This window comes from Arthrobacter sp. 01N444 (genome assembly GCF_056399305.1).
Map to the genome: position 1 here is coordinate 163,952 of NZ_JBFTRB010000005.1, position 23,204 is coordinate 187,155.

General features: G+C 67.5%; 20 protein-coding genes. 12 read left to right on the forward strand and 8 right to left on the reverse strand.

All coding sequences use genetic code 11. The annotated features are described in order from the left end of the window. Positions 1 to 2: 2 nt before the first annotated feature. Genes AC1DKN_RS08430 through AC1DKN_RS08445 form a run of 4 tightly spaced genes read right to left on the reverse strand, consistent with a single transcriptional unit; the run spans position 3 to position 6,209 of the window. Positions 3 to 1,775, reverse strand: coding sequence for an amidohydrolase (locus AC1DKN_RS08430; protein WP_476871008.1), 1,773 nt, complete (start codon positions 1,773 to 1,775; stop codon positions 3 to 5). Positions 1,776 to 1,794: 19 nt separating this feature from the next. Beyond that, complete coding sequence (locus AC1DKN_RS08435; RefSeq protein WP_476871009.1) at positions 1,795 to 3,222, reverse strand: gamma-aminobutyraldehyde dehydrogenase; 1,428 nt, start codon at positions 3,220 to 3,222, stop codon at positions 1,795 to 1,797. 12 nt (positions 3,223 to 3,234) lie between these two features. After that, complete coding sequence (locus tag AC1DKN_RS08440; protein WP_476871010.1) at positions 3,235 to 4,875, reverse strand: thiamine pyrophosphate-dependent enzyme; 1,641 nt, start codon at positions 4,873 to 4,875, stop codon at positions 3,235 to 3,237. Then, positions 4,872 to 6,209, reverse strand: coding sequence for an MFS transporter (locus AC1DKN_RS08445; RefSeq protein WP_223914472.1), 1,338 nt, complete (start codon positions 6,207 to 6,209; stop codon positions 4,872 to 4,874). The genes AC1DKN_RS08440 and AC1DKN_RS08445 overlap by 4 nt, the downstream gene beginning before the upstream one ends. A gap of 222 nt (positions 6,210 to 6,431) precedes the next feature. Between AC1DKN_RS08445 and AC1DKN_RS08450 the strand changes: the two genes are divergently transcribed. The 8 genes from AC1DKN_RS08450 (at position 6,432) to tgt (ending at position 14,175) form a co-directional block, all read left to right on the forward strand. Then, on the forward strand, positions 6,432 to 7,625 hold the full coding sequence (locus AC1DKN_RS08450) for a PucR family transcriptional regulator (RefSeq protein WP_476871011.1): 1,194 nt from the start codon (positions 6,432 to 6,434) through the stop codon (positions 7,623 to 7,625). A 133-nt stretch (positions 7,626 to 7,758) separates the two neighbouring features. Then, positions 7,759 to 9,159: an MFS transporter gene (locus tag AC1DKN_RS08455; RefSeq protein WP_476871012.1), complete on the forward strand. Its 1,401-nt coding sequence runs from the start codon at positions 7,759 to 7,761 to the stop codon at positions 9,157 to 9,159. Continuing rightward, a complete protein-coding gene (locus AC1DKN_RS08460; protein ID WP_476871013.1) occupies positions 9,156 to 9,614 on the forward strand; it encodes a RidA family protein in 459 nt (152 codons plus the stop codon). Before AC1DKN_RS08455 ends, AC1DKN_RS08460 begins: the two co-directional genes overlap by 4 nt. Next, complete coding sequence (locus AC1DKN_RS08465; RefSeq protein ID WP_476871014.1) at positions 9,611 to 10,249, forward strand: RraA family protein; 639 nt, start codon at positions 9,611 to 9,613, stop codon at positions 10,247 to 10,249. The genes AC1DKN_RS08460 and AC1DKN_RS08465 overlap by 4 nt, the downstream gene beginning before the upstream one ends. Before the next feature lie 44 nt (positions 10,250 to 10,293). Next, positions 10,294 to 10,833 carry an NUDIX hydrolase family protein gene (locus AC1DKN_RS08470; protein WP_223914477.1) on the forward strand — a complete coding sequence of 180 codons (540 nt, stop codon included), beginning with the start codon at positions 10,294 to 10,296 and terminating at the stop codon, positions 10,831 to 10,833. 119 nt (positions 10,834 to 10,952) lie between these two features. Next, positions 10,953 to 12,065 carry a DUF6707 family protein gene (locus AC1DKN_RS08475; RefSeq protein ID WP_476871015.1) on the forward strand — a complete coding sequence of 371 codons (1,113 nt, stop codon included), beginning with the start codon at positions 10,953 to 10,955 and terminating at the stop codon, positions 12,063 to 12,065. Positions 12,066 to 12,117: 52 nt separating this feature from the next. Further along, positions 12,118 to 12,843: an SRPBCC family protein gene (locus AC1DKN_RS08480; protein ID WP_476871016.1), complete on the forward strand. Its 726-nt coding sequence runs from the start codon at positions 12,118 to 12,120 to the stop codon at positions 12,841 to 12,843. Positions 12,844 to 12,876: 33 nt separating this feature from the next. Then, entirely contained in the window at positions 12,877 to 14,175 is a 1,299-nt protein-coding gene (tgt, locus tag AC1DKN_RS08485) for a tRNA guanosine(34) transglycosylase Tgt (protein WP_476871017.1), read from the forward strand. 156 nt (positions 14,176 to 14,331) lie between these two features. Here tgt and AC1DKN_RS08490 read toward each other — a convergent pair whose 3' ends face one another. Both AC1DKN_RS08490 and AC1DKN_RS08495 read right to left on the reverse strand, forming a co-directional pair. Next, a complete protein-coding gene (locus AC1DKN_RS08490) occupies positions 14,332 to 15,351 on the reverse strand; it encodes a sugar phosphate isomerase/epimerase family protein (protein ID WP_476850549.1) in 1,020 nt (339 codons plus the stop codon). Then, positions 15,348 to 16,526 carry a Gfo/Idh/MocA family protein gene (locus AC1DKN_RS08495; protein ID WP_476871018.1) on the reverse strand — a complete coding sequence of 393 codons (1,179 nt, stop codon included), beginning with the start codon at positions 16,524 to 16,526 and terminating at the stop codon, positions 15,348 to 15,350. Before AC1DKN_RS08495 ends, AC1DKN_RS08490 begins: the two co-directional genes overlap by 4 nt. 153 nt (positions 16,527 to 16,679) lie before the next feature. On the opposite strand from AC1DKN_RS08495, the gene AC1DKN_RS08500 reads away from it, so the two are divergent. Together AC1DKN_RS08500 and AC1DKN_RS08505 are read left to right on the forward strand one after the other, a co-directional pair. Beyond that, entirely contained in the window at positions 16,680 to 17,693 is a 1,014-nt protein-coding gene (locus AC1DKN_RS08500; RefSeq protein ID WP_476871019.1) for a LacI family DNA-binding transcriptional regulator, read from the forward strand. A gap of 189 nt (positions 17,694 to 17,882) precedes the next feature. Further along, positions 17,883 to 18,824, forward strand: coding sequence for a type IV toxin-antitoxin system AbiEi family antitoxin domain-containing protein (locus AC1DKN_RS08505; RefSeq protein ID WP_476871020.1), 942 nt, complete (start codon positions 17,883 to 17,885; stop codon positions 18,822 to 18,824). A 185-nt stretch (positions 18,825 to 19,009) separates the two neighbouring features. Here the strand turns inward: AC1DKN_RS08505 and AC1DKN_RS08510 are convergent, their stop codons facing one another. Continuing rightward, a complete protein-coding gene (locus AC1DKN_RS08510) occupies positions 19,010 to 19,705 on the reverse strand; it encodes a queuosine precursor transporter (RefSeq protein WP_476857838.1) in 696 nt (231 codons plus the stop codon). A gap of 215 nt (positions 19,706 to 19,920) precedes the next feature. Between AC1DKN_RS08510 and AC1DKN_RS08515 the strand changes: the two genes are divergently transcribed. Together AC1DKN_RS08515 and AC1DKN_RS08520 are read left to right on the forward strand one after the other, a co-directional pair. Next, positions 19,921 to 20,745, forward strand: a complete 825-nt coding sequence (locus AC1DKN_RS08515; RefSeq protein WP_476871021.1) for an ABC transporter ATP-binding protein — start codon at positions 19,921 to 19,923, stop codon at positions 20,743 to 20,745. Next, positions 20,745 to 21,527, forward strand: coding sequence for an ABC transporter permease (locus AC1DKN_RS08520; protein WP_476850543.1), 783 nt, complete (start codon positions 20,745 to 20,747; stop codon positions 21,525 to 21,527). The genes AC1DKN_RS08515 and AC1DKN_RS08520 overlap by 1 nt, the downstream gene beginning before the upstream one ends. Before the next feature lie 138 nt (positions 21,528 to 21,665). Here AC1DKN_RS08520 and AC1DKN_RS08525 read toward each other — a convergent pair whose 3' ends face one another. Beyond that, complete coding sequence (locus AC1DKN_RS08525) at positions 21,666 to 23,087, reverse strand: MFS transporter (RefSeq protein ID WP_476871022.1); 1,422 nt, start codon at positions 23,085 to 23,087, stop codon at positions 21,666 to 21,668. Positions 23,088 to 23,204 lie beyond the last annotated feature (117 nt).

Sequence of the window (23,204 nt, forward strand, 5' to 3'; positions counted from 1 at the left end):
CCCTATGAACGGTTGGTAGCTGGGTTGAAGAATGGACCGGTTGCGGCCGGATGGGCCGCAACCGGGGTCATGATGCCGGCGGTCCGGAACGTAAAGTCCCCCCCGACGGCGGTGGCCAGCACCTGGAGCCCGGCGATGCTGGCCGCGGTGAGCGGGGACCCGGACAGGACGGTGAAATCGGCGAGCTTCCCGACGGTCAGCGAGCCTTTGACACCGGAGGCGCCGGTGGCTGCGGCGGCTCCGGTGGTATACGCCGCCAGGGCCTGGAGCGGGCTCAGCCGCTCGTCCGGGTTCCCGAAAACGGCCCCGGAGGCGGTGCGCCGGTCCACGAACGCCTGCATGCCGCGGAGCACGTTTCCGTCGGCCACGGGGCGGTCGGAACTGCCGGCGAGTGTCACACCGGCGGACAGGAACGACGCCGCCCGGTAGGCCCAACCGAGCCGTTCCGGGCCGAGGGACAGCGTCATGCCGTCCCCGCCGTCGGCGAAGAAGCTCGCCTGCGGGGTGACGGCGATGTCCGCGGCGGCCAGCCGTTGCAGCTGTTCCGGCCGGGTCATCGAGGCGTGTTCGATCCTGTTGGGCACGGCCCGGGGGCCGTATTTGGCGGCGCAGCCGGTGATGATGTCGATCGCGAGGTCAACGGCGCGGTCGCCGATGGCGTGCGCCGCGATCGACCAGCCGGCCGCGTAGGCGGCCTCGATCTTTGCCCGCAGCTCATCCGGTTCGGCCTGGAAGTAGCCGGTGTTGCCGGTGTTGTCCGTCCCGCCGTGGCTGCAGTAGTCATGGCTGACCGCGGCCGTTTCGCCGAGCAGTGACCCGTCCAGGAACACCTTCGCCGGGCCCAGGGACAGGAAGTCGCCGCCGAAGCCGCTGGCGATGCCCAGATCCAGTCCGGCCGGCGTGGTGCCCGGCGGGTGCTGCCCGCCGAGCGGGTGGAGCACATCCAGGACGGGCATCAGCTGCGCCCGGGCGTGCAGCCTGCCCGCGGCTGCCGCCCGCTGGTAGGCGGCCAGTTCCACGGGGCTGTGGCCGATCCAGCCGCCGCCGATCCCGGCCTCGGTGAAGCTCGTGATGCCCTCCGCGGCGTAGTAGGTGGTGGCCCGGTCCAGTGCGGCTTCGATCGCCTCGGACGAGTACGGCAGGATCAGCTGCTGGATCAGCTGCTGCGCGGTTTCCTGGACCAGCCCGGTGGGGCGGCCGTCGGCGTCGCGGACAATGACGCCGCCGTCGGGGTCCGGAAACGACGCCGGTTCGGCGCCGGCCAGCCGGAGGGCGGCGGTGTTGACGACGGCCATGTGGCCGGAGTTGTGCCGCATGAACAGCGGCCGGTTTCCCGTGATCCGGTCCAAAACGGTGATGTCCGGGAACTCGCCGCCGTGCTGCTGCTGGCTGAAGCCGGTGGCCAGCAGCCAGTCCGGCGCCGGTCCGGTCCCGGGTTCTGGCCCTGCCTCAGACTCTGGCCCTGCCTCAGGCTGCGCGCTGTCTGCCGCCATGCCGGCCTCCAGCAGGGCGTAGAGCTGGTGCAGGCCGCGCGCGGCGGAGACGTCCAGTTCGCCCAGGCCGAGCCCGAACCAGGTGGTGTGGCAGTGGGCGTCGATGAAGCCGGGGGTCACGGTGGCGCCGCCGAGGTCCAGGACTTCGGCCGCGTCCAGGCCGGCCAGGTCGTCGTCGAGGCCCACAATCCGGCCCTGCCAGACGCCCAGCGAGGTGGCATGCGGGCGGCGCTCATCCATGGTGATGATGTCCGCGTTGCGCAGCAGCAGATCGAGTTTCAAGGGTTACCTACGCGGTTCTTTAGCGGTGGGAGGTGGTGACTGACTTGATGCGGGTGTAGTCCTCCAGGCCAAAGACTGAGAGGTCCTTGCCGGTCCCGGAGTGCTTGAAACCGCCGTGCGGCGCCTCGGCGGGGATCACCTGGTGGCAGTTGATCCAGACGGCGCCGAAGTCCAGCTCGTTCGAGACCCGCGTGACCACTCCGTGGTTGTTGGACCAGACGCTGGAGGCCAGCGCGTACTTGGTCCCGTTGGCCAGCTCCAAGGCTTCGGCCTCGTCCCGGAAGGGCTGGATGGTGACGACGGGTCCGAAGATTTCCTCGCAGACCACCTCGTCGGCCTGGAACACCCCGTCGATCACGGTGGGTTCGAAGTGGAAGCCGGCGCCCGTCCGCTTGCCGCCGGCCAGGACCCTGGCGTTCGCGGGCAGCCGGGACATGAAGCCTTCCACCCGGTCCAGCTGGGCGGCGCTGTTCAGCGGGCCCAGGTCCGCGGCGTCGCCGCCCACCTGCAGCGCTGCGGCTGCCGCGGCGAGCGCGGCACCGAACTCCTGGTGGATGGAGTCCTCGACGAGCACACGGGTCACGGCGGTGCAGTCCTGCCCGGCGTTGAAGAACGCACCGAGCGCGATCTCCCTGGCCGCCACGTCAATGTCGGTGTCGGCGAAAACGATCGCCGGTGCCTTGCCGCCGAGTTCCAGATGGACGTCCTTGAGGGTCTTCGACGCCGCGGACATCACCTGGGCCCCGGCCCTGGTGGAGCCGGTGATAGACACCATTTCCGGGATCTCGTGATCCACCATGGCGGCACCGGTCCCCCGGCCACCGCAGATGACGTTGACGACGCCGGCGGGGTAGGCCTCCTGCGCCAGTTCGCCCAGCACCAGGGTGGACCAAGGCGTGGTGTCGGCCGGTTTCACGACCAGCGTGTTGCCGGCGGCGAGCGCCGGTCCGATCTTCCAGATGGCCATCATGAACGGGTAGTTCCACGGGGTGATCTGGGCGACCACGCCGAGGGGTTCACGCCGGACGGTGGAGGAAAAGCCGCGGACGTATTCGGTCTGGGCGGTCCCGGACACCACGCGGCAGGCGCCGGCGAAGAAGCGCAGCTGGTCGGCGCCGCGGAGGATCTCGATCTCGCGGGTGATCTGGCGCGGCTTGCCGGTGCAGGCTACCTCGGCGTCCAGGAGCCTGTCGACGTTGGCCTCGATGAGGTCGGCGAGTTTGAGCATCATGGCCTGGCGTTCGGCGGGGGTGGTCCGCTTGTAGCTCTGGAAGGCGGTGTGGGCGGCCTGGAAGGCGCGGTCCACGGTGGCGGCGTCGCTGTCCGGGGCGGTGCCGAGCTGGACTCCGGTGGCGGGGTCGAAGAACGGCAGGGTGGCCGCGTCCGAACCGTCGGCGGCGCTGCCGGGGACGATCTCACCGTTGATGATGTTGTGCAGGGTGATCATGACGGGCTCCGGTCAGTTGCTGGCGGTCTTGGGTGAGCGGGTGGTGGGGTCCTGCGGGAGGTGCAGGACCGCGGGCAGCCCGGAGTCGACGGCACGGCGGAAAGCGGCGCCGAAGTCCTCTGCCTTCTCCACGCGTTCGCCGTAGCCGCCGTAGGACCGGGCCAGCGCGGCGAAGTCCGGGTTGGTCATGTGCGTGCCCGAGGGCCGGCCCGGGTAGTGGCCTTCCTGGTGCTCACGGATCGTGGCGAAGATGCCGTTGTCCACCACGAGGGCGATGAACTTCCCGCCGTGGCCCATGGCCGTGGCCATTTCCTGGCCGTTCATCATGAAGCAGCCGTCACCGGCCACGGAAATCACCTGGCGGCCGGGGTAGGCCAGGGAGGCAGCCACCGCCGCCGGGATCCCCATGCCCATGGCCCCGTTGCGGGGTGCGGCGAGCGAGTTCGCGGTGTTGTGCTTCAGGTAGCGGGCCGGCCACAGCGAGTGGTTCCCGGCCCCATAGGTGATGACGGCGTCGTCGTCCATTTCCTGTTTGAGGATTTCCATGACGACGTCGAGGTCCACATATTCCGAGTCCACTCCGTTCCCGCTGTCCGGCTGCGCGGTGGAGAACTTCTCGTAGTCGGCGCGGGCCCCGGCCAGCCAGCCGGCCTCGGGATCCGCCGCGGAATCCGTGGCGGCGAGTGCGGTGGCGAAGGACGAGACGTGGGCTGGAATGTGCTGGTCCAGCCGGCCGAAGTGGCCCAGCAGATCGGCGCCGGGGTGGACGACGACGGTGACGGCATCCAGTCCGCGCTTGTAGCCGTCGGAGAGCACGTCGGCGCGGACGCAGCCGACGAAGACCAGCAGGTCGGCCTCGTCGAGGCGGCGGGCGTTGGCGTCGCTGCGGGCGTAGCCGAGGTAGCCGGCGTAGGCGTCGCTGTTGTGCGGGACGGCGTCGTAGGCGCGGAAGTCTGCGAGCACCGGGACGCCGTGGCGTGCGGCCCAGCCGGCCAGCGCGTCGGAGGCTCCCTGGTCCCAGCCTTCGCCGCCCACCACGATCAGGGGCTTCCTGGACGCGGCCAGGCGCGTCTCGAGGCCGGCGAGATCGGCTGCTGCAGGTTCAGTCCGGGCGACTGTCCGGGGCTCCACCGTGGCCGATTCGATGGAGTGGACCAGCACGTCTTCGGGCAGGCCGATCACCACGGGTCCCGGCCGGCCGCTGAGTGCTGTGAAGATGGCGTCGTCCACCACGCGGGCGGCGGAGGCGGCGTCGTCGAGCGTCACGACTTTCTTGGCGGTGCTGCCGAACCAGGCGTTGATGTCGAATTCCTGGAACGACTCCCGGCCGCGGTCCGCGACCGGGATGAGGCCCACGAACAGGATCATCGGGGTGGCGTCCTGGTATGCGGTGTGGATGGCGATGAAGGCGTTGGCCGCGCCCGGACCTCGGGTCACCATGGCCACGCCCGGAAGCTCCGTGAGCCGGCCTTCGGCGAGGGCCATGAATCCGGCGCCGCCCTCGTGGCGGGTCACCACCGTTTCAATGGAGGATCCGTGCAGGCCGTCCAGCACGTCCAGGAAGCTCTCCCCGGGGACGCCGTAGACGCGCTGGATACCGGCTCGTTCCAGCTGGGCAACAATCAGGTGCCCGGCGGTGGTTGTTGTGCTCAATGCTTCATTCCCTTTTCTTCGATGCTCAGTGCGGGGAGGAAAATGCCGGACAGCGCGGTCAGCGCGGAGACCACCAGCAAGATGATGGCGCCGGGCCAGAACGAGTTGCCGTTGGCGGCCACGAGGGCCGTGGCGATCAGCGGCACGAAGCCGGAGATGACGCCGGCGCTGTTGGAGGTGATGGCGACGCCGGTGTACCGGACCTTCGTGGCGAAGAGTGCGGTCAGGGCCGTGCCGGACACCGCGTACGGGACGGACAGGGTGGATACGCCGACGATCATGGCCAGGATGACCAGGACGGGGTTGGCGGTGTCGATGGCCAGGAAGACGGGTACGGCGATGACGGCGGAGGCGACGCCGCCCCAGAGGATGACCTTGCTGGCGCCGAACTTCTCGCCCATGCGCCCGGCCCAGACCAGCGCGAAGATTTCCACGACGGCGGCCAGCAGCGAGCCGAGCAGCAGCGTTTCGTAGGGCATCTTGAGCACCTTGGTGCCATAGAAGACCACGAAGCTGGTGATGAGGTAGAAACCGCCGATACCCAGCAGCGCGGAGCACATGCCCACCAGGATCTGGCGCCAGCTCTTCGTCAGGACTCCGCGGATGGGGGCGTGCTCGGTCTCGCCGGACTCCATGAGGGCTTCGAATTCCGGGGATTCGCTGAGCTTGCTGCGGATCCACATCGAAACGGCCAGCAGCGGGATCGCCGCGATGAACGGGATGCGCCAGCCCCACGCGTCGAAGTTGGCCTGGCCCACCAGGTACAGCATTCCGAAGAACCCGCCGGAGGACAGGATGGTGCCGATCGGCGAGCCGAGTTGCGGGAGGGCTGCGTAGCGGGCGCGTTTGGCGACCGGGGCGTTTTCGACGGCGATAATGACGGCGCCGCTCCACTCGCCGCCGACGGCGAGGCCCTGCAGGATGCGCAGCGCGACCAGCAGGATGGGGGCCGCGACGCCGATCGTCATGTAGTTCGGCAGCAGGCCGATGAGCCCGGTCACGAGGCCGATACCCACGATAGTGACCATCAGGATCTTCTTGCGCCCCACCTTGTCGCCCAGGGCACCGAAGATGAAGCCGCCGATCGGGCGGGCCACGAAGCCCACGGCCAGGGTGGCGAAGGAGCTCATGGCCGAGACGAAGGGGTCCTGGGACACGAAGTACTGGGCGTTGAACACGAGCGCCGCGGCGGTGGTGAACAGGAAGAAGTCGTACCACTCCAGCGCTGTGCCGACGAGGGCCGCGAGGGCGACTTTCTTGGCCACGCTCTCATCGACAACCCCGGGCAACTGCGGACTGGCGGTGGTAGTGGCGTTGCTTGCGCTGCTTGCCATGATTACTCCAAAGAAATGTGACGGGTCTTGACGGTGGCCCTGTGCGGTCACCCCCATCCGGGGACAGTTCCGTCCGTGACGATTCGGGCCGAGACGATTCGGGCGCCGACGCTTCCGGCGGGTGTGAGTGGGCTCACGCTTCGTGCTTCATTCCATTCTGCCAGTAGCTTTTCCCAAAATAACTAGCAGTGCGCCACGCTTTACAGACCCTAGAATGTGAGAATGCACAATTTTGAATCGCCGGGCGATGCTTTCCGCTGGAGCGAGCTGGTGGACCAGCTGGAAGGGCGGCTGGACCTCCTGGCCCAGGCGTTCACCGCCCGGGTCCGGCAAATCCCGGAATACGGCGACAGCCAGGTGACTGTCCTGGAAATCCGGGACACGGCGCGGGAGACGTTCCGCCGGCTCATCCATGGGCTGCGGGGCGGCCCGGCGGACACTGCACGGGACGGGCTGCTCGCCTTTGCCTCGGACCTCGGGTCCAAACGGGCGAGGGCCGGGATACCGCCGGAGTCCCTGACCTCGGCGGTGCGGCTGGACTTCAGCATCCTGTGGGCAGACCTCCTGGAGATCGCCGCACCGGAGGATGCCGGTCTGCTGGCCTCCCGGGTGGACCAGGTCTGGCGGGTCGTCGACGAGTTCGCCACCCGCACCCACATGAGCTACCTGACCGAGCGCGTGCGCATGGCCCAGGAGGAGTCCAGCATCCAGCACGAATTTATCGCCCGGCTGTTCAACCAGAGCACGCCCTCGGCCGAGACGTCCGCGCAGGTTGGCTCCGCCCTGGGCATCGGGCCGGATGCCCGCTGCGGCCTCGTGGCTGCCAGCGGCGACGCCGGCGCCCGCCTTCGTGCGGCCGCTACCCAATTCGGCGCCGCCCAGCGCCGACAGAAGATCTTCCTGCACGAATCCGGCGGAAACACGTACCTGTTTTGGCCGCTCTTGTCGTGGACACCGTCGGGGAGGTCCGGAGAAGCGCGGAGCGCGCCGCAGCCCCCGCCGCTCGTGGCGGATATTCCCTCCGGCTATGTCCCGGAGGTGCACGGGCTGCGCGGCCTACCCGCCGCCGCCCGGACCGCAGAGAGCCTTGCGGCCCTGTTGCGCCCCAGCGACGCCGGTCCCCTGTCCGCGGATGCCGCATGGGCCCGGTTTGCCCAGCAAAACCTCCAGGACGCCGGGCTCGACCTCGCCGCCCAGCTGGAGGAAGCCATGGAGGAATGCCGCGGCGGGGAACGGGAACGTCTCCGGGAAACGGTGCAGCACTATCTCTCCACCGGCAACATCACGGCCACGGCGGAACAGCTGTTCTGCCACCGGAACACCATCCTGAACCGGCTCAACCGCTTCCAGGAACTGACCGGGATCGACCTGACCATTCCGGCCCAGGCCGCGCGGCTGGTGGTCGCCTGGGCCTGATAGTTGTGTGAACACACACTTCGAGGCCTTTACTGGTGGGGTTTTTGCCATTGAGCTGTGATCACCAACACAGAATAGTTGGCTACTACCTTGCACTGGACATTCGTCCCCGCACCCCCATCTGGAGATATTGATGGCTCAATCGGTAGAAACCACCTCCCACGCGGCTGCCCGTCTGGACCTCGCAAAAATGCGCAAAATCGCTCTCGCCAGCGTCATCGGCACCACCGTTGAGTGGTACGACCTCTTTGTTTTCGGCACGGCATCCGCGCTCGTGTTCAATAAGATCTTCTTCCCCAGCTTCGACCCCATCGTGGGCACCATGCTCGCCTTCGGAACCTTCGCCTCCGCCTACATTGCACGCATGGTCGGCGCCATCATCTTCGGCCACTTCGGGGACCGCCTGGGCCGCAAATCCATGCTCCTGATTTCACTGCTGACAATGGGCGCCGCCACCTTCGCCATCGGCCTGCTGCCGGATTACAACAGCATCGGGATCATGGCGCCGCTGCTGCTGCTCTTCCTGCGCGTCATCCAGGGCCTGGCCCTGGGCGGCGAATGGGGCGGAGCGGTCCTGATGACGGTGGAGCACGCTCCCGCATCCAAGCGCGGGTTCTACGGCTCATTGGTCCAGGTGGGCGTGCCCGCCGGAACCCTGATCGCCAACGTGGCGTTCCTCATTGTCGCCTCGACGGTCAGCACCGAAGAGCTTCTCGCCTGGGGCTGGCGCATCCCGTTCCTGGCCTCCGCGCTGCTCGTGGCCGTGGGCATCTACATCCGGCTGCACATCGAGGAAACCCCGTCCTTCCAGGCGGTCAAGGAAGCCGGCGCCAAGGCCAAGTTGCCGTTCGCCGCCCTCATGGCCAAGTACTGGAAGCAGGTCATCCTCGGCGGCGTTGCCACCCTGTCCACCGGCAGCACCTTCACCCTGCTTGTGGCCTCGGGCGTCTCCTACGGTAAAAAGGAACTGGGCCACTCGGAGGCCCTGATGCTATGGGTCGTGCTGGCCGCCTGCGCCCTGTGCTTTGTCCTGATCCCTTTCTTCGGCCGGCTCTCTGACAAGCACGGCCGCAAGCCGATCATCTACGCCGGAGTGGCCGCCGAGGCAGCCCTCGCGTTCCCGATGTTCTGGCTGATGGACACCAAGTCCGTGCCGCTGCTCTTCGTCGCGTACCTCGCCATGATGACGGCCTTCGCCGCGAACTACGGCCCGATCGCCACGTTCCTCGCCGAACTCTTCGGTTCCAAGGTCCGCTACTCGGGACTGTCGGTGGCCTACATGCTCTCCGGACTCCTCGGCAGCGCCGCCACGCCGTTCATCACCACCTGGCTGCTCGGCATGACCCACCAGAGTTCCTCCATCGCGTGGTACATCATGGCCGCCGCCCTCGTCTCGCTCGGCGCCTTGTTCGTCCTGACCGAAACCCGGCACGGCAACATCGACGCCGTCGACTCCGCCCCGACTGACGCAGTCACTGACGCAACCACCGACGCGAGCACCGGCCCGGCCGCCGAAGCGGTGGCTGCCAAATGACAGCTCCACAGGCCGTTCTCCCCGCTGTCGATCCCGCTGTTCAGCCCGTAACAGAGTCCGTCCGACGGATCGCGCAGATCCCGGGCGGCGCGGCCGCCGTCGGCCCGTTCTCCCAGGCGGTCGCCGCCAACGGGTTCGTGTTCACCGCCGGCCAGATCCCCGCGATCAGCGGGCTGGAGGACCAGCCGGACACGTTCGAGGACCAGGTCCGCCAGACCATCATCAACCTCCGGTCCGTGCTCGAGGCGGCCGGGTCCGGCCTGGAGCATGTGGTCAAGGTCAACGGCTACCTCACGGATCCCAGCCAGCTCGAGGCTTACAACCGGGTTTACTCCGAGTTCTTCGGGGCGGCCAAGCCGGCGCGGACCACTGTCTGCGTGAGCCTGTGGGGCGTCGCGCTGGAAATCGAATGCGTTGCCGTGGTTGCCGGCGCCACGGCGCCGGACGCCCCGTGAACGTCGTGAACGCGGTGAACGCAGGGCTCGCCGAGGGGCTCCGCGAGGGGCTCGCCGCCGTCAGCTACCCCACGATCGGGCACTTCCTGGAGGACGGATTCGTGGATCCGGCCATCCGGGCGCTGCTCGACGGCGTCAAGGTGGCGGGCCCCGCGGTCACGGTGCGCATTGCGGAAAATGACGCCTACGCCATGAACCGCGCCCTGCTGGAGCTGTACCCCGGCGCGGTGCTGGTCGTGGACATGTCCGGGGACCACCGGCACGCGCCGGTGGGCGCGGTCACCGCCGCAGCGGCCACCGCGCAAGGCGCTGCCGGCGTCGTCGTCGACGGCGTGGCCACCGACATCCTGGAGCTCCGCGCGACCGGCCTGCCGGTCTTCGCCCGCGGGACCTCGTGCCTGACCACCAAGCGGGTCCGCAGCGCCGTCTCCGCCGTCAATGTCCCGGTGCAGTGCGGCGGCGTCCAGGTCAATCCGGGCGACTGGGTGCTCGGTGACGACAACGGCGTGATCGTCCTGTCCGCGGAGGCGGCAGCCGACGTCCTGGGCCTGGCCCTGGACTCGGACGCCGCCGAGCCGGCGCTGCTGGCACGGATTGCCGCCGGCGAGCCGCTGGAATCGGTGCTGGCGATCTGAGTGACGGCGCGGGGTTCGGGGACGGGATGGGGTAGAACTTAACCATGAATGTGCGCACCCCTGACCCGAATCCCGGCTGGCTCTCCGACGACGACCTGTTCGAAGCGCGGGGCAGGCTGCCGATGGTCTATGTCGAGGCTGTTCCGGTCCGGCTGGACCCCCTCGGGTTCGTGAACGAGGTCGGCACCCTCCTGCAGGCCGACGAGGACGGCACCATGGTCCGGTCCCTGGTGTCCGGCCGCGTTCTCTACCGCGAGACCATCCGCGCCGCGCTGCTCCGCCACATGGAGAAGGACCTGGGCCCGCTCGCCTTCCCGCAGCTTCCGGTCAGCCCGGTGCCGTTCACCGTGGCCGAGTACTTCCCGTCCCCGTCCCATACCGGCTTCACGGACGACCGCCAGCACGCCGTTGCCCTGGCGTACGTCATTCCTGTGACCGGCGAATGCTCCCCGCGGCAGGACGCCCTTGAGCTGACCTGGATGACCCCGCAGGAGGTCATGAGCACCGACGTGCAGCTGGAATTCAGCGGCGGCCGGGGGGCCCTGATCCGGCAGGCACTGGCGTTCGCGGGAGTCGGCAACTAGCCGCTTCGCTGGGGCCCGGCGCCGGCCGGGACTCTCGGGGGCTCCCCTGCGTCCCCGACTTCGTGCGGCCGATTTTGTAGACTGTTGGGCGGACCGCAAGAGAACTTTAAGGACTCCCGATGACCCACCCCCCAGCCTCCCGGAACTACAGTGAACAGCAGGCTGGATCTCTGCGGGCCGGCGACCACCTGATTCTGCCTGACGGAAACCGCTCCGCAGAGATCCATCGCGTGGATGTCGAAACCGACGATTTTGGTACTCCCGCCATGGTGTTGACGACCCTCAGCGGCGGCGGTGTGCTGCGGATCGCGGCGGGATCACTGGTCCGCGTCACGGACGACGCCGGGGCCGGCACACCGGCGTCCGACGGCGGCGCGACCGGCACGCCAACTCCTTCCGATGGCGGCGCCCCTGCGCCGGACGAGGCTGAGCCGGTCGCACCCGGGCCTGGCACAACTGAATCCGACACTGCCGGGCCTGGCACAACTGAATCCGACACACCCGGGGCCGACGCACCTGAATCCGACGCTGCCGGGCCCGACAATACGGCGGCCGCCGCCGTCGTCGTTCCTCCCCAGCCTGTTGCGCCGCCCGCGGTGAGCGGACCCAGCGAAGCGGACCTGGCACTCATCCCGGCCCCCGACGGCACGCCGGAGTCTGTCGTGGAGGCCGCGGCCGAGGACCATCCGGGCGCCGTCGGGGTCCTCCTGCTCAGTGAACGGCTCGCCAAGGGCATCAACACCAAGTCCGGGAGCTGCCTGAAGGATCTCAGCGACCTCGCGCACGAGCTCTTCGTCACCCTCAAGGACCCCGACAACGCCCTGGCGGTCGCGGACCTGCTCAACGTCCTGCCGTTCGACGGCAACCCCGACCGCTGGGCCTCCGTGGAGTCATCGCTGGCGCTCTCCAGCTACATCTGCCGCCAGCTGGGTCAGGACCAGCGCGCCGGGATCTACGAGAAACTGCTCCGCGCGCCGGAGGCCATGGAAACGGACCCGTTCAAGGCCAGGATCAACGCCAAGGTGCGCCAGCGCTCGCTCAACGAGCCCAACCTGTACGACAAGGAAATCTTCCGCTCGATCGACAACGCGAACCAGGATGCGGAACGCGACTGGCGCCTGCTGCGGCTCGAGGCGCTCCTGTTCCTGCGCGCGCACGGCAGCTCCGAAACAATTGGCACCGTTGAGCTGGAACGCCGGATCGCCAACGAGCTCGAATCGGTCCGCGCCTGAGGTCTAGCGTTGGGCCCTACCCGTGGCGGTCCCGGAGTTGTAGATTCACCCCATGACGAACAATCTGAGCGTTGTGATCAATTCCGACGCGCAGCAAGTTTGGACCATGCTGCGCGAACCCGCCAAGATCGCCCAATGGCACGGCTGGGTGGCCGATGACCAAGAGGCCGAAATCAACGAAATCTACTTCGGCCCCAATGTGGTCGAAGGCGCCGACCACACCTCCCTGGTGGTCGACGGCGGCGACGTTTTCACCTTGAAACCTGTCCCCACGGGCACGGAGGTCAGCGTCACCCGGGCGGCAATCGACCACAATTCCGAGTGGGCGGCCTGGGACGAGGACATCACCCAGGGCTGGCTGACATTCCTCCACCAGTTGCGCTTCACCCTGGAGCGCCACCCGCATGGTAAGCGCCGGACCTTCTTCTTCTCCGTTCCCGGCTCAGGCGGGTCCGCGATCGAAAGGCTGGGGCTGAGCGATGTCCCGGCGCCGGGGGACCCGTATTCGCTCACCCTGCCCACGGGCGAGGAAATCTCCGGCAAAGTGTGGTTCCGCAGCAACCACCAGGTGGGTCTGACCGTCCACAACTATGCCGAGCACGGGGACGGCCTGCTGATCGTGGCGGACCAGCCCGCCATCGCCGACGTCCGGCCCGACGGCGGATCCCTCGCAATCGTCTCCACCTACGACCTCGGGGCCCACCAGTTGGAGGCGGTCCGCGACTACTGGGACAAGTGGCGGGCTGAGAACTACCCCACATCGGATCCCGTCCACTGAGTCCAGAGCTGCGTTAGCTGGCACACTTGAACCGTGCCAGCCAATCCTGACTTCGAGTCTTCGTCCCCCGCGCCTGCCCGGCAGTCCGAGTTCTCCTTCCGCGTGGGCAAACGCCTGAGCGAGACGTGCCCGCCGTCGGCCGGGCAGGTTGCCGCCAACGGCGGTGAGTTCCTGGGCCGGACCGGCACCATAGCCACCCCGCACGGGGAGATCCAAACCCCGGCGTTCATCGCCGTCGGCACCAAGGCCACGGTCAAGTCCGTGCTGCCGGAATCCATTGCCGAACTCGGCGCGCAGGCGGTGCTGGCCAACGCCTACCACCTGTACCTGCAGCCGGGCGCGGACATCCTGGACGAGGCCGGCGGCCTGGGGGCGTTCATGAACTGGCGCGGTCCGACGTTCACCGATTCCGGCGGGTTCCAGGTGATGAGCCTGGGCTCCGGGTTCAAGAAGGTCATCGACATGAAATCGGTGGACCATTCGGGGCCGGACGACGCAGTCGCACCCGGCAAAGAACGCCTGGCCCACGTGGACGAGGAAGGCGTGTGGTTCAAGAGCCACCTCAACGGCGACCGGCACCGCTTCAGCCCCGAGATCTCCATGAACGTCCAGCACCAGATCGGCGCGGACATCATGTTCGCGTTCGACGAGCTCACCACGCTGCAGAACTCCCGCGGCTACCAGGAGGAGTCCCTGGAGCGGACCCGGCGCTGGGCCGAGCGGTGCATCACCGAGCACTTCCGGCTCACGGACGAGCGCGCCGGCAAGCCCTACCAGGCCCTGTTCGGGGTGATCCAGGGCGCCCAGTACGAGGACCTGCGCCGCAAGGCCTGCCGCGACCTCGGCGGCATGAACTTCGACGGCTTCGGGATCGGCGGGGCGCTGGAGAAAGAGAACCTCGGCACGATCGTGCGCTGGTGCAACGAGGAGCTGCCGGAGAACAAGCCGCGGCACCTGCTGGGCATCTCCGAACCGGACGACATCTTTACGGCCATTGAAAACGGCGCGGACACTTTCGACTGCGTCTCCCCCACCCGGGTGGCCCGCAACTCGGCGTTCTACCACCCCACCGGCCGGTACAACCTCTCCGGCGCGAAGTACAAACGCGACTTCGGCCCGCTGCAGGAGGGCTGCGACTGCTACGCCTGCCTGAACTATTCGCGGGCCTACATCCATCATCTGTTCAAGGCCAAGGAGATGGTCTCGGCCACCCTGATCTCGATCCACAACGAGCGCTTCGTGGTGAAGATGGTCGACGACGCCCGGCTCGCCATCGAGGCCGGCAACTTCTTCGAGTTCAAGGCCGAGACCCTGGCGAACTACTACTCCTAGGTCGCCCCGGCGTCGGTGCGGCCCCGGCGTCGGTGCGGCCCCGGCGTCGAGGTCGCCCCGGCGTCGAGGTCGCCGGAACCGTGCGAGATCGCCGGAAGTTTCCGGCGACCCCGCAGTGTTCCGGCGACTCGGCGGCAGGACTTGGGTGCCGGGCCGTCAGTTGGTGAGGTGCAGCGACGCCGCGAGTGCCGAGTCGGCGTCCCGCAGGACCTTGGCCGCCACCTGGAGGCCCTCGATCCGGCCCAGAGAGACGTCCTCGTGCTCGATGTTGACCAGCATCTCCGGGTCCACCTCGTAGAGCGCGCGCAGGAACTCGGCCCAGTAGGCCGTGTCGTGCCCGCGGCCCAGGGCAACGAAGTCCCAGGCGGAGTCCTTGGGCCATTCGTTGGCCCACTCGTCGCCGCCGAGGTTGGTGCGGTTTTCGTCCGGGGAGAGTCGCCGGAAGCTGTTGTCGAGGACACCGTAGAGCGCTGCGTTGGCGGTATTGATGCGGACGTCCTTCGCCGCGGCCTGGAAGACCAGCGGGCCGAGTTCGCGGACCACCGCGACCGGATCCATCTGCTGCCAGAACAGGTGCGAGGCGTCCAGCTCGACGCCGACATGGGTCGCGCCGGTAAGCTCAATGAGCTTGTGGACGTCGGCGGTGTTGAACACGATGTTCTGCGGGTGCAGCTCGAGGGCCACCTTCACGCCATGGTCGGCGGCCAGGCGGTCGGTTTCCTTCCAGAAGTCGGCCGCGATGCCCCATTGGTAGTCGAGCACGTCCAGGGCCGCCGAGTTCCAGGCGTTGACCACCCAGTTGACCGTGGTGGCCCCGGGTTCGCCGCCGGGCAGGCCGGACATGGTCACCACACGGTCCTGTCCCAGCCGCTGCGCCAGCCGGATGGAGCGGCGGATGTCCTCGGCATGCTTCCCGCCGATCTCACGTTTGGGGTGCAGCGGGTTGCCATTGCAGTTCAGGCCGGCAATCGAGACGCCGGTGCCCTCGAAAATCGCGAGGTAGTCATCGCGGGCCGCATCGCTTTCCAGGATCTGGTCCATGGTGGGGACGTGGACGGCCGGCAGGAACCCGCCCGTGTTGATTTCGATGCCGGTCAGTCCGAGGTTGGCGATGACCTTGAGGGCCTCGGGAAGGGGCCGGTCGTGCAGGATTGCGTTGTAGACGCCGAGTTTCATAGCGTGATTTTCTTTCCGTTGTTGAGGGCGGATTCGGTGACTGCGCCGAGCAGCTCCATGTTGCGCACGCCCTCGTCGAACGTGGCGCAGCGGGGCAGGGAGTCCGCCTCGCTGAGGCCGGCGACCTCCTCGAGGAAGGCCCGGGCCTGGTAGCCGAAGGCGTCGTTCTGGCCGAAGCCGACGCTGGGCGCGTCCATGGCCAGCCCGCCGGCGATGTAGGGGTGTCCGGGGCCGAGGATCACCTGGCGGTAGCCGTTTTCGTTGGCCGGGCCGTCGTTGAGGAACAGCTCGATCTCCGCGGGGCGGCGCTGGTCGAACCGGGCGGCGCCGTTCTCGCAGAAGACCTCGAAGATGAGGCTGTTCGCGTGCCCTGCGGCGACCCGGGAGACCTCGAAGCCGCCTGCACCGTTCTCGAATTCGGCGGAAAACACCGCGTAGTCGTCGTTCTCGACCGGCTCGAACGTGTCGCTGACCGCGGCGTGGTCGTGGCCCATGACGGCGCCCAGCGGCAGCGGGCGCTTGTCGATCACGGTGCTGAGGCGTCCGCCGCTGATGGACTTGATGTCGCCGCAGAGGAACTCAGCGACGTACGTCAGGTGGCTGCCGACGTCGGCCAGGGCCCCGGAGCCCGGGCCGCCCTTGTAGCGCCAGCTCATGGGCGCCGACCGGCTGAACCCGTAGTCGGTCCAGTAGCGGCCGCTGAAGTGCAGGACGTTTCCCAGCACGCCGGTGCGGATGAGGTCCCGGATGTAGGCGATGCCCGGCGTGCGGCGGAAGGTGAACCCGATGCGGGCAATCGAACTGGCACTGCGGGCCGCCTCGGCCATGGCGCGGGCGTCCTCGATTGAGTCGCTCAGCGGCTTCTCGCACAGCACATGCTTGCCGGCGGCCAGCAGGCCCTCCACGACTTCGCGGTGGAGGGAGTTCGCGATCACGACGCTCACGACGTCGATGTCATCGGCCTCGGCGATCGCCTGCCACGAGGTGTCGTGGCGTTCGTAGCCGAAACGCTTCGCGGCCAGGGAACCGAACTCGGCGTTGACGTCGCCGATGGAGACCAGCCGGATAGGAGGAAGAACCGGGCTGTAGAGCGCCGACGCCGTGCGGTACGCGGCCGCATGCGCTTTTCCTGCCATGCCGGCGCCGATTACGGCAACTCCCAAACTGTCAGCCATCGATTTCTCCTTTGAAATTCGGTCAGGCCGACGGCCCGACGGTAGAAATTGGAGCGCTACAAAATCTGGCGCTGAACAAAAGCGTAGCTATGTCCATATGTCCTGTCAATGGTTGACCGGTTATCCTCGGATGAGACGTGAAAGGCCCTGCAGATGTCGTTGAATACCCCCAGAACCCGCCGCCCGACGATCTACGACGTCGCCAAGAGCGCCGGCGTCTCCCCGTCACTGGTCTCGCTCGTGCTTCAAAACCCGTCAAAGGTCAGCGAGAAGCGTCGGGAGGCCGTCCGGGCGGCCATGTCGGAGCTCGGTTACCGCCCCAGCCGGGCGGCGACCACGCTCGCCAGCAGCCAGACGAAAAGCATCGGGCTGGTCATTGACGACTTCCGGAACCCATGGTTCGTGGACCTCCTGCGCGGCATGGAATCCGTGTTCTCCCCCCGCGGCTACCAGGTCACCCTCGCCGATTCCCGCCCCGGCGAGAACCGCATCACGGAGGCCGTGGACGGCCTGCTGTCCATGCATGTGGAGGGCCTCGTCATCGCCGCCGAGCCGAGCGAGTCCATGATGGCCGGCACTTGGGTTCCCGCCGTCGTCGCCGGCTGGCGGAACGGCGTTCCCGCCGGCGCCGGGCTCATCACCAACGACGACGACGGCGGCGGCCGCATGGCGGCGGAGCACCTGATCGGGCTCGGCCACACACGCATCGGACACCTCTCGGGCTCCGGCGGCGCCGCGGCCCACCGGCGGGAGGGCTTCCGCCGCCGCATCCTGGAGGCCGGCGTCGAGGCCCGGATCGCCGGTGAATCCCGCGGCACCTCTGAGGAGGACGGCTATGCGGCCGCCTGCTGGGTCCTTGACCACCACCCCGACACGACCGCCCTGTTCGCCGCCAATGACACCATGGCCCTGGGCGCCTTCGCCGCAGCCAAGGCCCGGGGCTTGTCCATCCCGGAAGAGCTCTCCGTGATCGGCTACGACAACTCCCCGCTGGCCAAGTCGCGGTATCTGGACATGACCTCGGTGGACAACCGGAGCGACATTGTCGGGTCCGGCGTCGCAAGCGCCCTGCTGGCACGGATCCAGGACCCCGCCCTCGAGCCTGAGCGCCAGCTGATCGAGCCGGACCTCATCGTCCGCGGAACCACCGCCCGCGTTCCCGGCTGACGCCCCGCCGAATTCGCGGGAAACCACCGACTTCGCCGTAAATTGACGGCGCCTTCGCCGCGTTCCGGCGAATTGGGCGGCATCCAAAGCGGCCGTCCCCCTAAGAAGCCAAGGTGCGGCGCCCTCGTGTTTTCCACATAGCGACGGCGGGGCCTCCCGCCTGCTCCTGCAGCGGCCGAAGCTGGTGGCATGACGCATAACCCCGTGCTGGAGCCGCCGCCGACCGGTAACCTCTGGCGCACCGAACAGCTCCTGGATCTCGGCTTCAGCTCGCGCGCCATTCGCTCGCTCCTCGATTCAGGCACCCTCGTCCGGCTCCGGCACGGCTGCTACATCCGCGCCAGCCTCTGGAACGCCCAGTCGCATACTGTCCGGAGCCGGCAGCTCATCTACGCGCAGGCCCACGGAACGCGTACGACGTCGACAGGCGCCTTCCACTACAGCCACACTTCCGCAGCGCGCCTCCGCCTCCTCCACCTGTGGGAAGTGGATGACGTGATCCATGTCCTCCAGAAAGTACGGCCCTCGAACGAGCGACACGGCAGGGACGTCCGCTGCCACACGCGCCCCTTCGCCGACCACGACGTCGCCGTGGTGAACGGCCTCCGGACCACGTCCCTGGAGCGCACGACGGCCGACTGCGCCATGCTGCTGCCCTACAGGCAGGCGTTGATCCTCACCGACCACGCGCTTCGACTCGGCGCGGACCCGGGCGCCCTGCAGGCCATGGCAGATGACCTGGACGGCCGCCGGGGCATTCGGACTTTCCGCCGTGTCCTGGCCGCGGCCGATCCGCGCTCCGAATCTCCCGGCGAGACCCTGACCCGCGATCTGATCCTGCGGCTGCGGATCCGGCCACCTGAGCCGCAGCTGGAAGTGTCGAGCCGCGCCGGGCGCCATCGCCTGGACTTTGCATGGAAGGAGGAAAAGGTCGCACTCGAGTTCGACGGCAAAATCAAGTACTTCGACTACAGTCCCACGGCCGAGGTGCTCTTCGAGGAACGGCGCCGGGAGAAGGCCTTGGTTGAAGAGGGCTGGCGGTTCGTCCGCGTGGAGTGGAAGGACCTCTTTCGCGAGCAGGAATTCAAACACCGTCTGCTTCGTGCGCTGGCCGGCCGCCGGCACCCCTGAGCGTCGAATGCGTCGCGGCGCCCGGCACCCCGCACCCCAAAGCCCGCACCCCAAAGACTCGAATTCGCCGGTAGCCCGCCACGTCGTCGGAAACTTACGGCGACACCGCGGGTTTCCGGCGAATTGGGCGGCTGCTGGCTCCGAACTGGCTGGCTCCGAACTGGCCGGCGGCCGGCGGCGGAGTCCTAGGCGCCGTAGCTCGGTTCGCGCTTCTTGACCCAGCCGATGGCGAGCGAGGTCAGCGGGACGAAGGCGAACTCCACGAGGGTCTTGTAGAGGAAGCCCACGAGGACGTAGTTCATGAACATCGCGGCGTCGGTAATTCCGATCACGGATGCGGCGATGCTGCAGAAAATCAGGGTGTCCACGAACTCACCCGCCACGGAGGAGCCCATGATGCGCGCCCACAGGGACCTTTCCCCGGTCCGCGCCTTCATCTTCACCAGGATCCAGGAGTTGATGGTCTGGCCGGCGAGGAAGGCCAGCAGCGATGCCAGCACAATCTGCGGGACCGGTCCCAGTGCGCCTTCCAAGGCTGCCTGCTTGGAGGAACCGTATTCGTCGTCGAACCCCGGAAGGGCGATGATGACCCAGTAGCAGAGCGACGCGAAGACGGACAGCGCAAAGCTGGTGATGATGGCCTTGCGCGCCACTTTGAAGCCATAGACCTCGCTGATGACATCGCCCAGGATGTACGCCAGCGGGAAGAGGAAGAAGCCGCCGTCGGTGATCACGGGGCCGATCGCCACGCCCTTGGACGCCCCGATGTTGGACAGGATCAGCACCACGGCCATGACAGCGAGCATGATGCCGAAATGTGGGGAGCCGATCGAGGCGAACCTTGGTGCGGCTGACGCCGGGAAGGTCTTGGCGGAAGTCATGGGTATTCCATTCGTAGTGGTTCGCTCGGCGGCCCGCACCCGCAAGGGGAACACGCTGGGCGGCCGGCTGTATTAGCACTGGACGGCCCCGGTAACACAAGCAGCCGGAACCGCCTCCATTCTCGCACCCGACGGTGCGGGAGCCTGATGCAGCCGCAGCTTCACCCTGTGAACGCTCCGGGCGTGGTGGCAGGATGGGGCCATGGAGGAGCCCCATGCCTGACTCCGCGGTTTCCACGCGCGCCCTCGTCAAGCGGTACCGCGACGTCACCGCCGTCGACTCGCTCAACCTTGACGTCCGCCGGGGCGAGATCTACGGGTTCCTCGGCAGGAACGGGGCGGGCAAAACGACCACCATCCGCATGATGCTCGGCCTGATCCGGCCGAGCAGCGGGGAGGTGACCGTCCTGGGCCAGCGCATCATCCCTGGCGAGACCGCTGTGTTCGCCCGCGTTGGCTTCCTCGTCGAGACCGCGACCGCCTACCCCAACCTCACCGTGCGCGAGAATCTGGACATCCAGCGCCGGCTCACCGGTTCGCCGCCGCGGTCGGTCGCCGACTCGATCACGCTGCTGCGCTTGGATCCTTATGCCGATCGGCGTGCCGGGCAGCTCTCGCTCGGCAACAAACAGCGTCTCGCTCTCGCCCGCGCGCTGCTGCACTCCCCCGAACTGCTCGTGCTCGACGAGCCCGCCAACGGCCTTGATCCGGCCGGCATTGTCGAGATCCGCGAGCTGCTCCGTTCGCTCGCCGACGAGCGCGGCGCCACCGTCTTCATGTCGAGCCACATCCTCGCCGAGGTCGCTCACCTGGTCGACCGCATCGGTATCGTCCACGACGGCCGTCTCATCGAGGAGTCGTCGCGCGACGAACTCGCCGCGAAGGCGCGCGCGTTCGCGACCGACGCCTACACCCCGGAAGAGCGCGAGCAGGCGCTGCTCACACTGGATCTGGAGCGCTACTTCCTGGCGCGGACGGGCGATGCGCGCGGTGCCGATGGCCGGAGGAGCGGCGCTTCGTCCGAGGGCGGCGCGGTTTGATGTTCGGTCAGGTTCTTGGCACCGAGTTCATGAAGCTCCACCGTGCCAAGGCGACGTGGGCCACGCTGGCGGTGCTCGCGATCATGCCGCTCGGTATTGCGCTTTTCATGTGGATCGTGCGCGAACCGGGGCGGGCGGCCCAGCTGGGGCTTCTGGGTACCAAAGCGAGCCTTGCCGGGCTTGAGGCGACGTGGCTCCAATACTTCTACATGCTCACGCTGGTCTTCGGTGTCGGCGGGATGCTGCTGCTGACGTTCATCGTCGCCTACCTGTTTGGTCGGGAGTACGGTGATGCCACTGCCAAGAACATGCTCGCACTGCCTGTGGCCCGTCATTGGTTCGCCGCCGCCAAGCTGGCGGTCGCGGCCGTGTGGTGGATGGCGCTCATCGTCATAGTCCTCGTCGAGGCCATGGCGATCGGACTGGTGTTGGGGCTGCCGGGGTTCTCGGCAGAGTTGGCCGCGACGGGAATCGCACACGTGCTCCTCGCTGCGACGATCTCGTTCCTGCTCGCGCCTGTGGTCGCCTGGATCGCAGTGTGGAGCCGAGGCGAAGTGGCCCCCATCGCTTTCTCGCTCGTTATGCTGGCCCTGGGCAATCTGTTCGGCAAGACCGGCTGGGCGGAATGGTTCCCTTATTCGATCGTCCCGCTGCTGATCGGCATGGTGGCCGATCCTGTCGGCTCGCTCCAGCCAGGCAGCTATGTTGTGCTCGCGGGAACGTTCGTGGCGGGCACCGCCGCAACGATCCTGCAGCTGCGGTTCGCAGACAACGCCCAATAGCGTGGGACCGGGCCGCCGTCGTTGTCGCCGTCCATTCGCTCCTTAGGCCGCGAGTTCGCCGGATACGCGCCAAGTCGCCGTAAACATACGGCGACCCGGCGCGCTTCCGGCGAATTCGAGGACGGCTTGCGGCCTGCCCTAGCGGCGCGAGGCGTCGATGAGGTCCTTGTCCTCGTCCCTGCCGCCGTCGCCCGGACCACCAGCAGCCGCGTCCGGACCAGCGGCCGCCCAGGCGTGGCCCTGTTCGTGGTCCAGGTGCGTGGACTTCTTGTTCTTCAAGGCGAAGATGTACACCAGCAGGGAGATGCCGATGGCCACGGTGACGTAGGTGAAGAACAGCTCTTCCTGCCCGGTCTTCTGCAGAGCAGCGCCGATGAGCGGGACGGTGCCGCCGAAGAGAGAGTTGGCGATCGCGTAGCCCAGGCCCACCCCGAGGGCGCGGATGGACGCGGGGAAGAGCTCGGCCTTCACCAGGGCGTTGATGGAGGTGTAGCCGCCCACGATCAGCAGACCGCCCATCATCAGCAGGAACGCGGTGATCGGATCCTTGGTCCCGGCGAGCGCGGACAGGAGCGGCCAGGTGAACAGGACGCCGGTGATGCCGAACCACAGCAGCAGCGGTTTGCGGCCGACCTTGTCCGAGATGATGCCGTAGACCGGCTGGAGCAGCATGAAGATGAACAGTGCCCAGAAGTTGATGACCGACGTGTCCGTCTTGGCGATGCCGGAGGTATCGTTCATGAACTTCAGGATGAAGTTGGTGTACGTGTAGAACGCCACCGTGCCGCCAAGGGTGATTCCGATGCAGATCATGAGCGGTTTCCAGTAGCTGGTGAACAGCAGCTTCATGGTCCCGGGCTGCGCCTGGCCTCCCCCGGCAGGGGCCTTTGCGGCCTCGAGCTGTTCGGCCGAGACGGTTTCCTCCATGGAGCGCCGCAGCCAGAGGACCACCAGCGCGGCCACGCCGCCCACCGCGAACGGGATGCGCCAGCCCCACTCGGTCAGCTCAGCCTTGGGCATGGCGTTCTGCAAGACCACAAGGACCAGCAGTGCCAGCATCTGTCCGCCGATCAGCGTGACGTACTGGAAGCTGGAGAAGAAGCCGCGGCGCTTGGACGTGGCAGCCTCGGACATGTACGTGGCGCTGGTGCCGTACTCACCGCCCACGGAGAAGCCCTGGATCACGCGGATGAGGACCAGCAGGATCAGGGCCCACAGGCCGATCACGTCCTGGGTGGGCAGCACCGCAATCGCGAAAGAGCCCGCGGACATCATGGTCACGCTCAGTGTCAACGCGGCTTTGCGGCCCTTGCGGTCGGCGTACCGGCCAAAGAACCAGGCACCGATCGGGCGCATCAGGAACGACGTCGAGAAGACGGCCATCGCCTCGAGACCGGCCTGGAGCTCGTCCTTGGAGTTGAAGAAGTGCGCCTGGAAGTAGGCCGCGAACACGGTGTAGACGTAGAGGTCGTACCACTCAACAAGGTTGCCGGCCGAGCCTTTGAGGATGTTGCCGACGGCTTTCCGGGTCTGGGCCGCTTCGGTCAGTTGGGTGCTCATCAATGAACCTTCCTGGATCCGGCGCCGCCTGTAAGCAACACCGTCCGCCACCCTAGTCCGCGTGATCCGGAACACTCAGGTTTTGTTCATACTGTTCATGGAACGCTTGTTCATGAG

What these genes read in the sequence shown, in the direction of transcription:
- AC1DKN_RS08435 (WP_476871009.1), bottom strand. Translation starts at nt 3,222, where the DNA reads ATGATCACCCTGCACAACATCATCAACGGTGAGATCGTCCCCGGCAGC.
- AC1DKN_RS08500 (WP_476871019.1), top strand. Translation starts at nt 16,680, where the DNA reads ATGTCGTTGAATACCCCCAGAACCCGCCGCCCGACGATCTACGACGTC.
- AC1DKN_RS08515 (WP_476871021.1), top strand. Translation starts at nt 19,921, where the DNA reads ATGCCTGACTCCGCGGTTTCCACGCGCGCCCTCGTCAAGCGGTACCGC.
- AC1DKN_RS08505 (WP_476871020.1), top strand. Translation starts at nt 17,883, where the DNA reads ATGACGCATAACCCCGTGCTGGAGCCGCCGCCGACCGGTAACCTCTGG.
- AC1DKN_RS08490 (WP_476850549.1), bottom strand. Translation starts at nt 15,351, where the DNA reads ATGAAACTCGGCGTCTACAACGCAATCCTGCACGACCGGCCCCTTCCC.
- AC1DKN_RS08470 (WP_223914477.1), top strand. Translation starts at nt 10,294, where the DNA reads ATGAATGTGCGCACCCCTGACCCGAATCCCGGCTGGCTCTCCGACGAC.
- AC1DKN_RS08455 (WP_476871012.1), top strand. Translation starts at nt 7,759, where the DNA reads ATGGCTCAATCGGTAGAAACCACCTCCCACGCGGCTGCCCGTCTGGAC.
- AC1DKN_RS08510 (WP_476857838.1), bottom strand. Translation starts at nt 19,705, where the DNA reads ATGACTTCCGCCAAGACCTTCCCGGCGTCAGCCGCACCAAGGTTCGCC.
- AC1DKN_RS08525 (WP_476871022.1), bottom strand. Translation starts at nt 23,087, where the DNA reads ATGAGCACCCAACTGACCGAAGCGGCCCAGACCCGGAAAGCCGTCGGC.
- AC1DKN_RS08480 (WP_476871016.1), top strand. Translation starts at nt 12,118, where the DNA reads ATGACGAACAATCTGAGCGTTGTGATCAATTCCGACGCGCAGCAAGTT.
- AC1DKN_RS08475 (WP_476871015.1), top strand. Translation starts at nt 10,953, where the DNA reads ATGACCCACCCCCCAGCCTCCCGGAACTACAGTGAACAGCAGGCTGGA.
- AC1DKN_RS08450 (WP_476871011.1), top strand. Translation starts at nt 6,432, where the DNA reads ATGCACAATTTTGAATCGCCGGGCGATGCTTTCCGCTGGAGCGAGCTG.
- AC1DKN_RS08520 (WP_476850543.1), top strand. Translation starts at nt 20,745, where the DNA reads ATGTTCGGTCAGGTTCTTGGCACCGAGTTCATGAAGCTCCACCGTGCC.
- AC1DKN_RS08445 (WP_223914472.1), bottom strand. Translation starts at nt 6,209, where the DNA reads ATGGCAAGCAGCGCAAGCAACGCCACTACCACCGCCAGTCCGCAGTTG.
- AC1DKN_RS08495 (WP_476871018.1), bottom strand. Translation starts at nt 16,526, where the DNA reads ATGGCTGACAGTTTGGGAGTTGCCGTAATCGGCGCCGGCATGGCAGGA.
- AC1DKN_RS08460 (WP_476871013.1), top strand. Translation starts at nt 9,156, where the DNA reads ATGACAGCTCCACAGGCCGTTCTCCCCGCTGTCGATCCCGCTGTTCAG.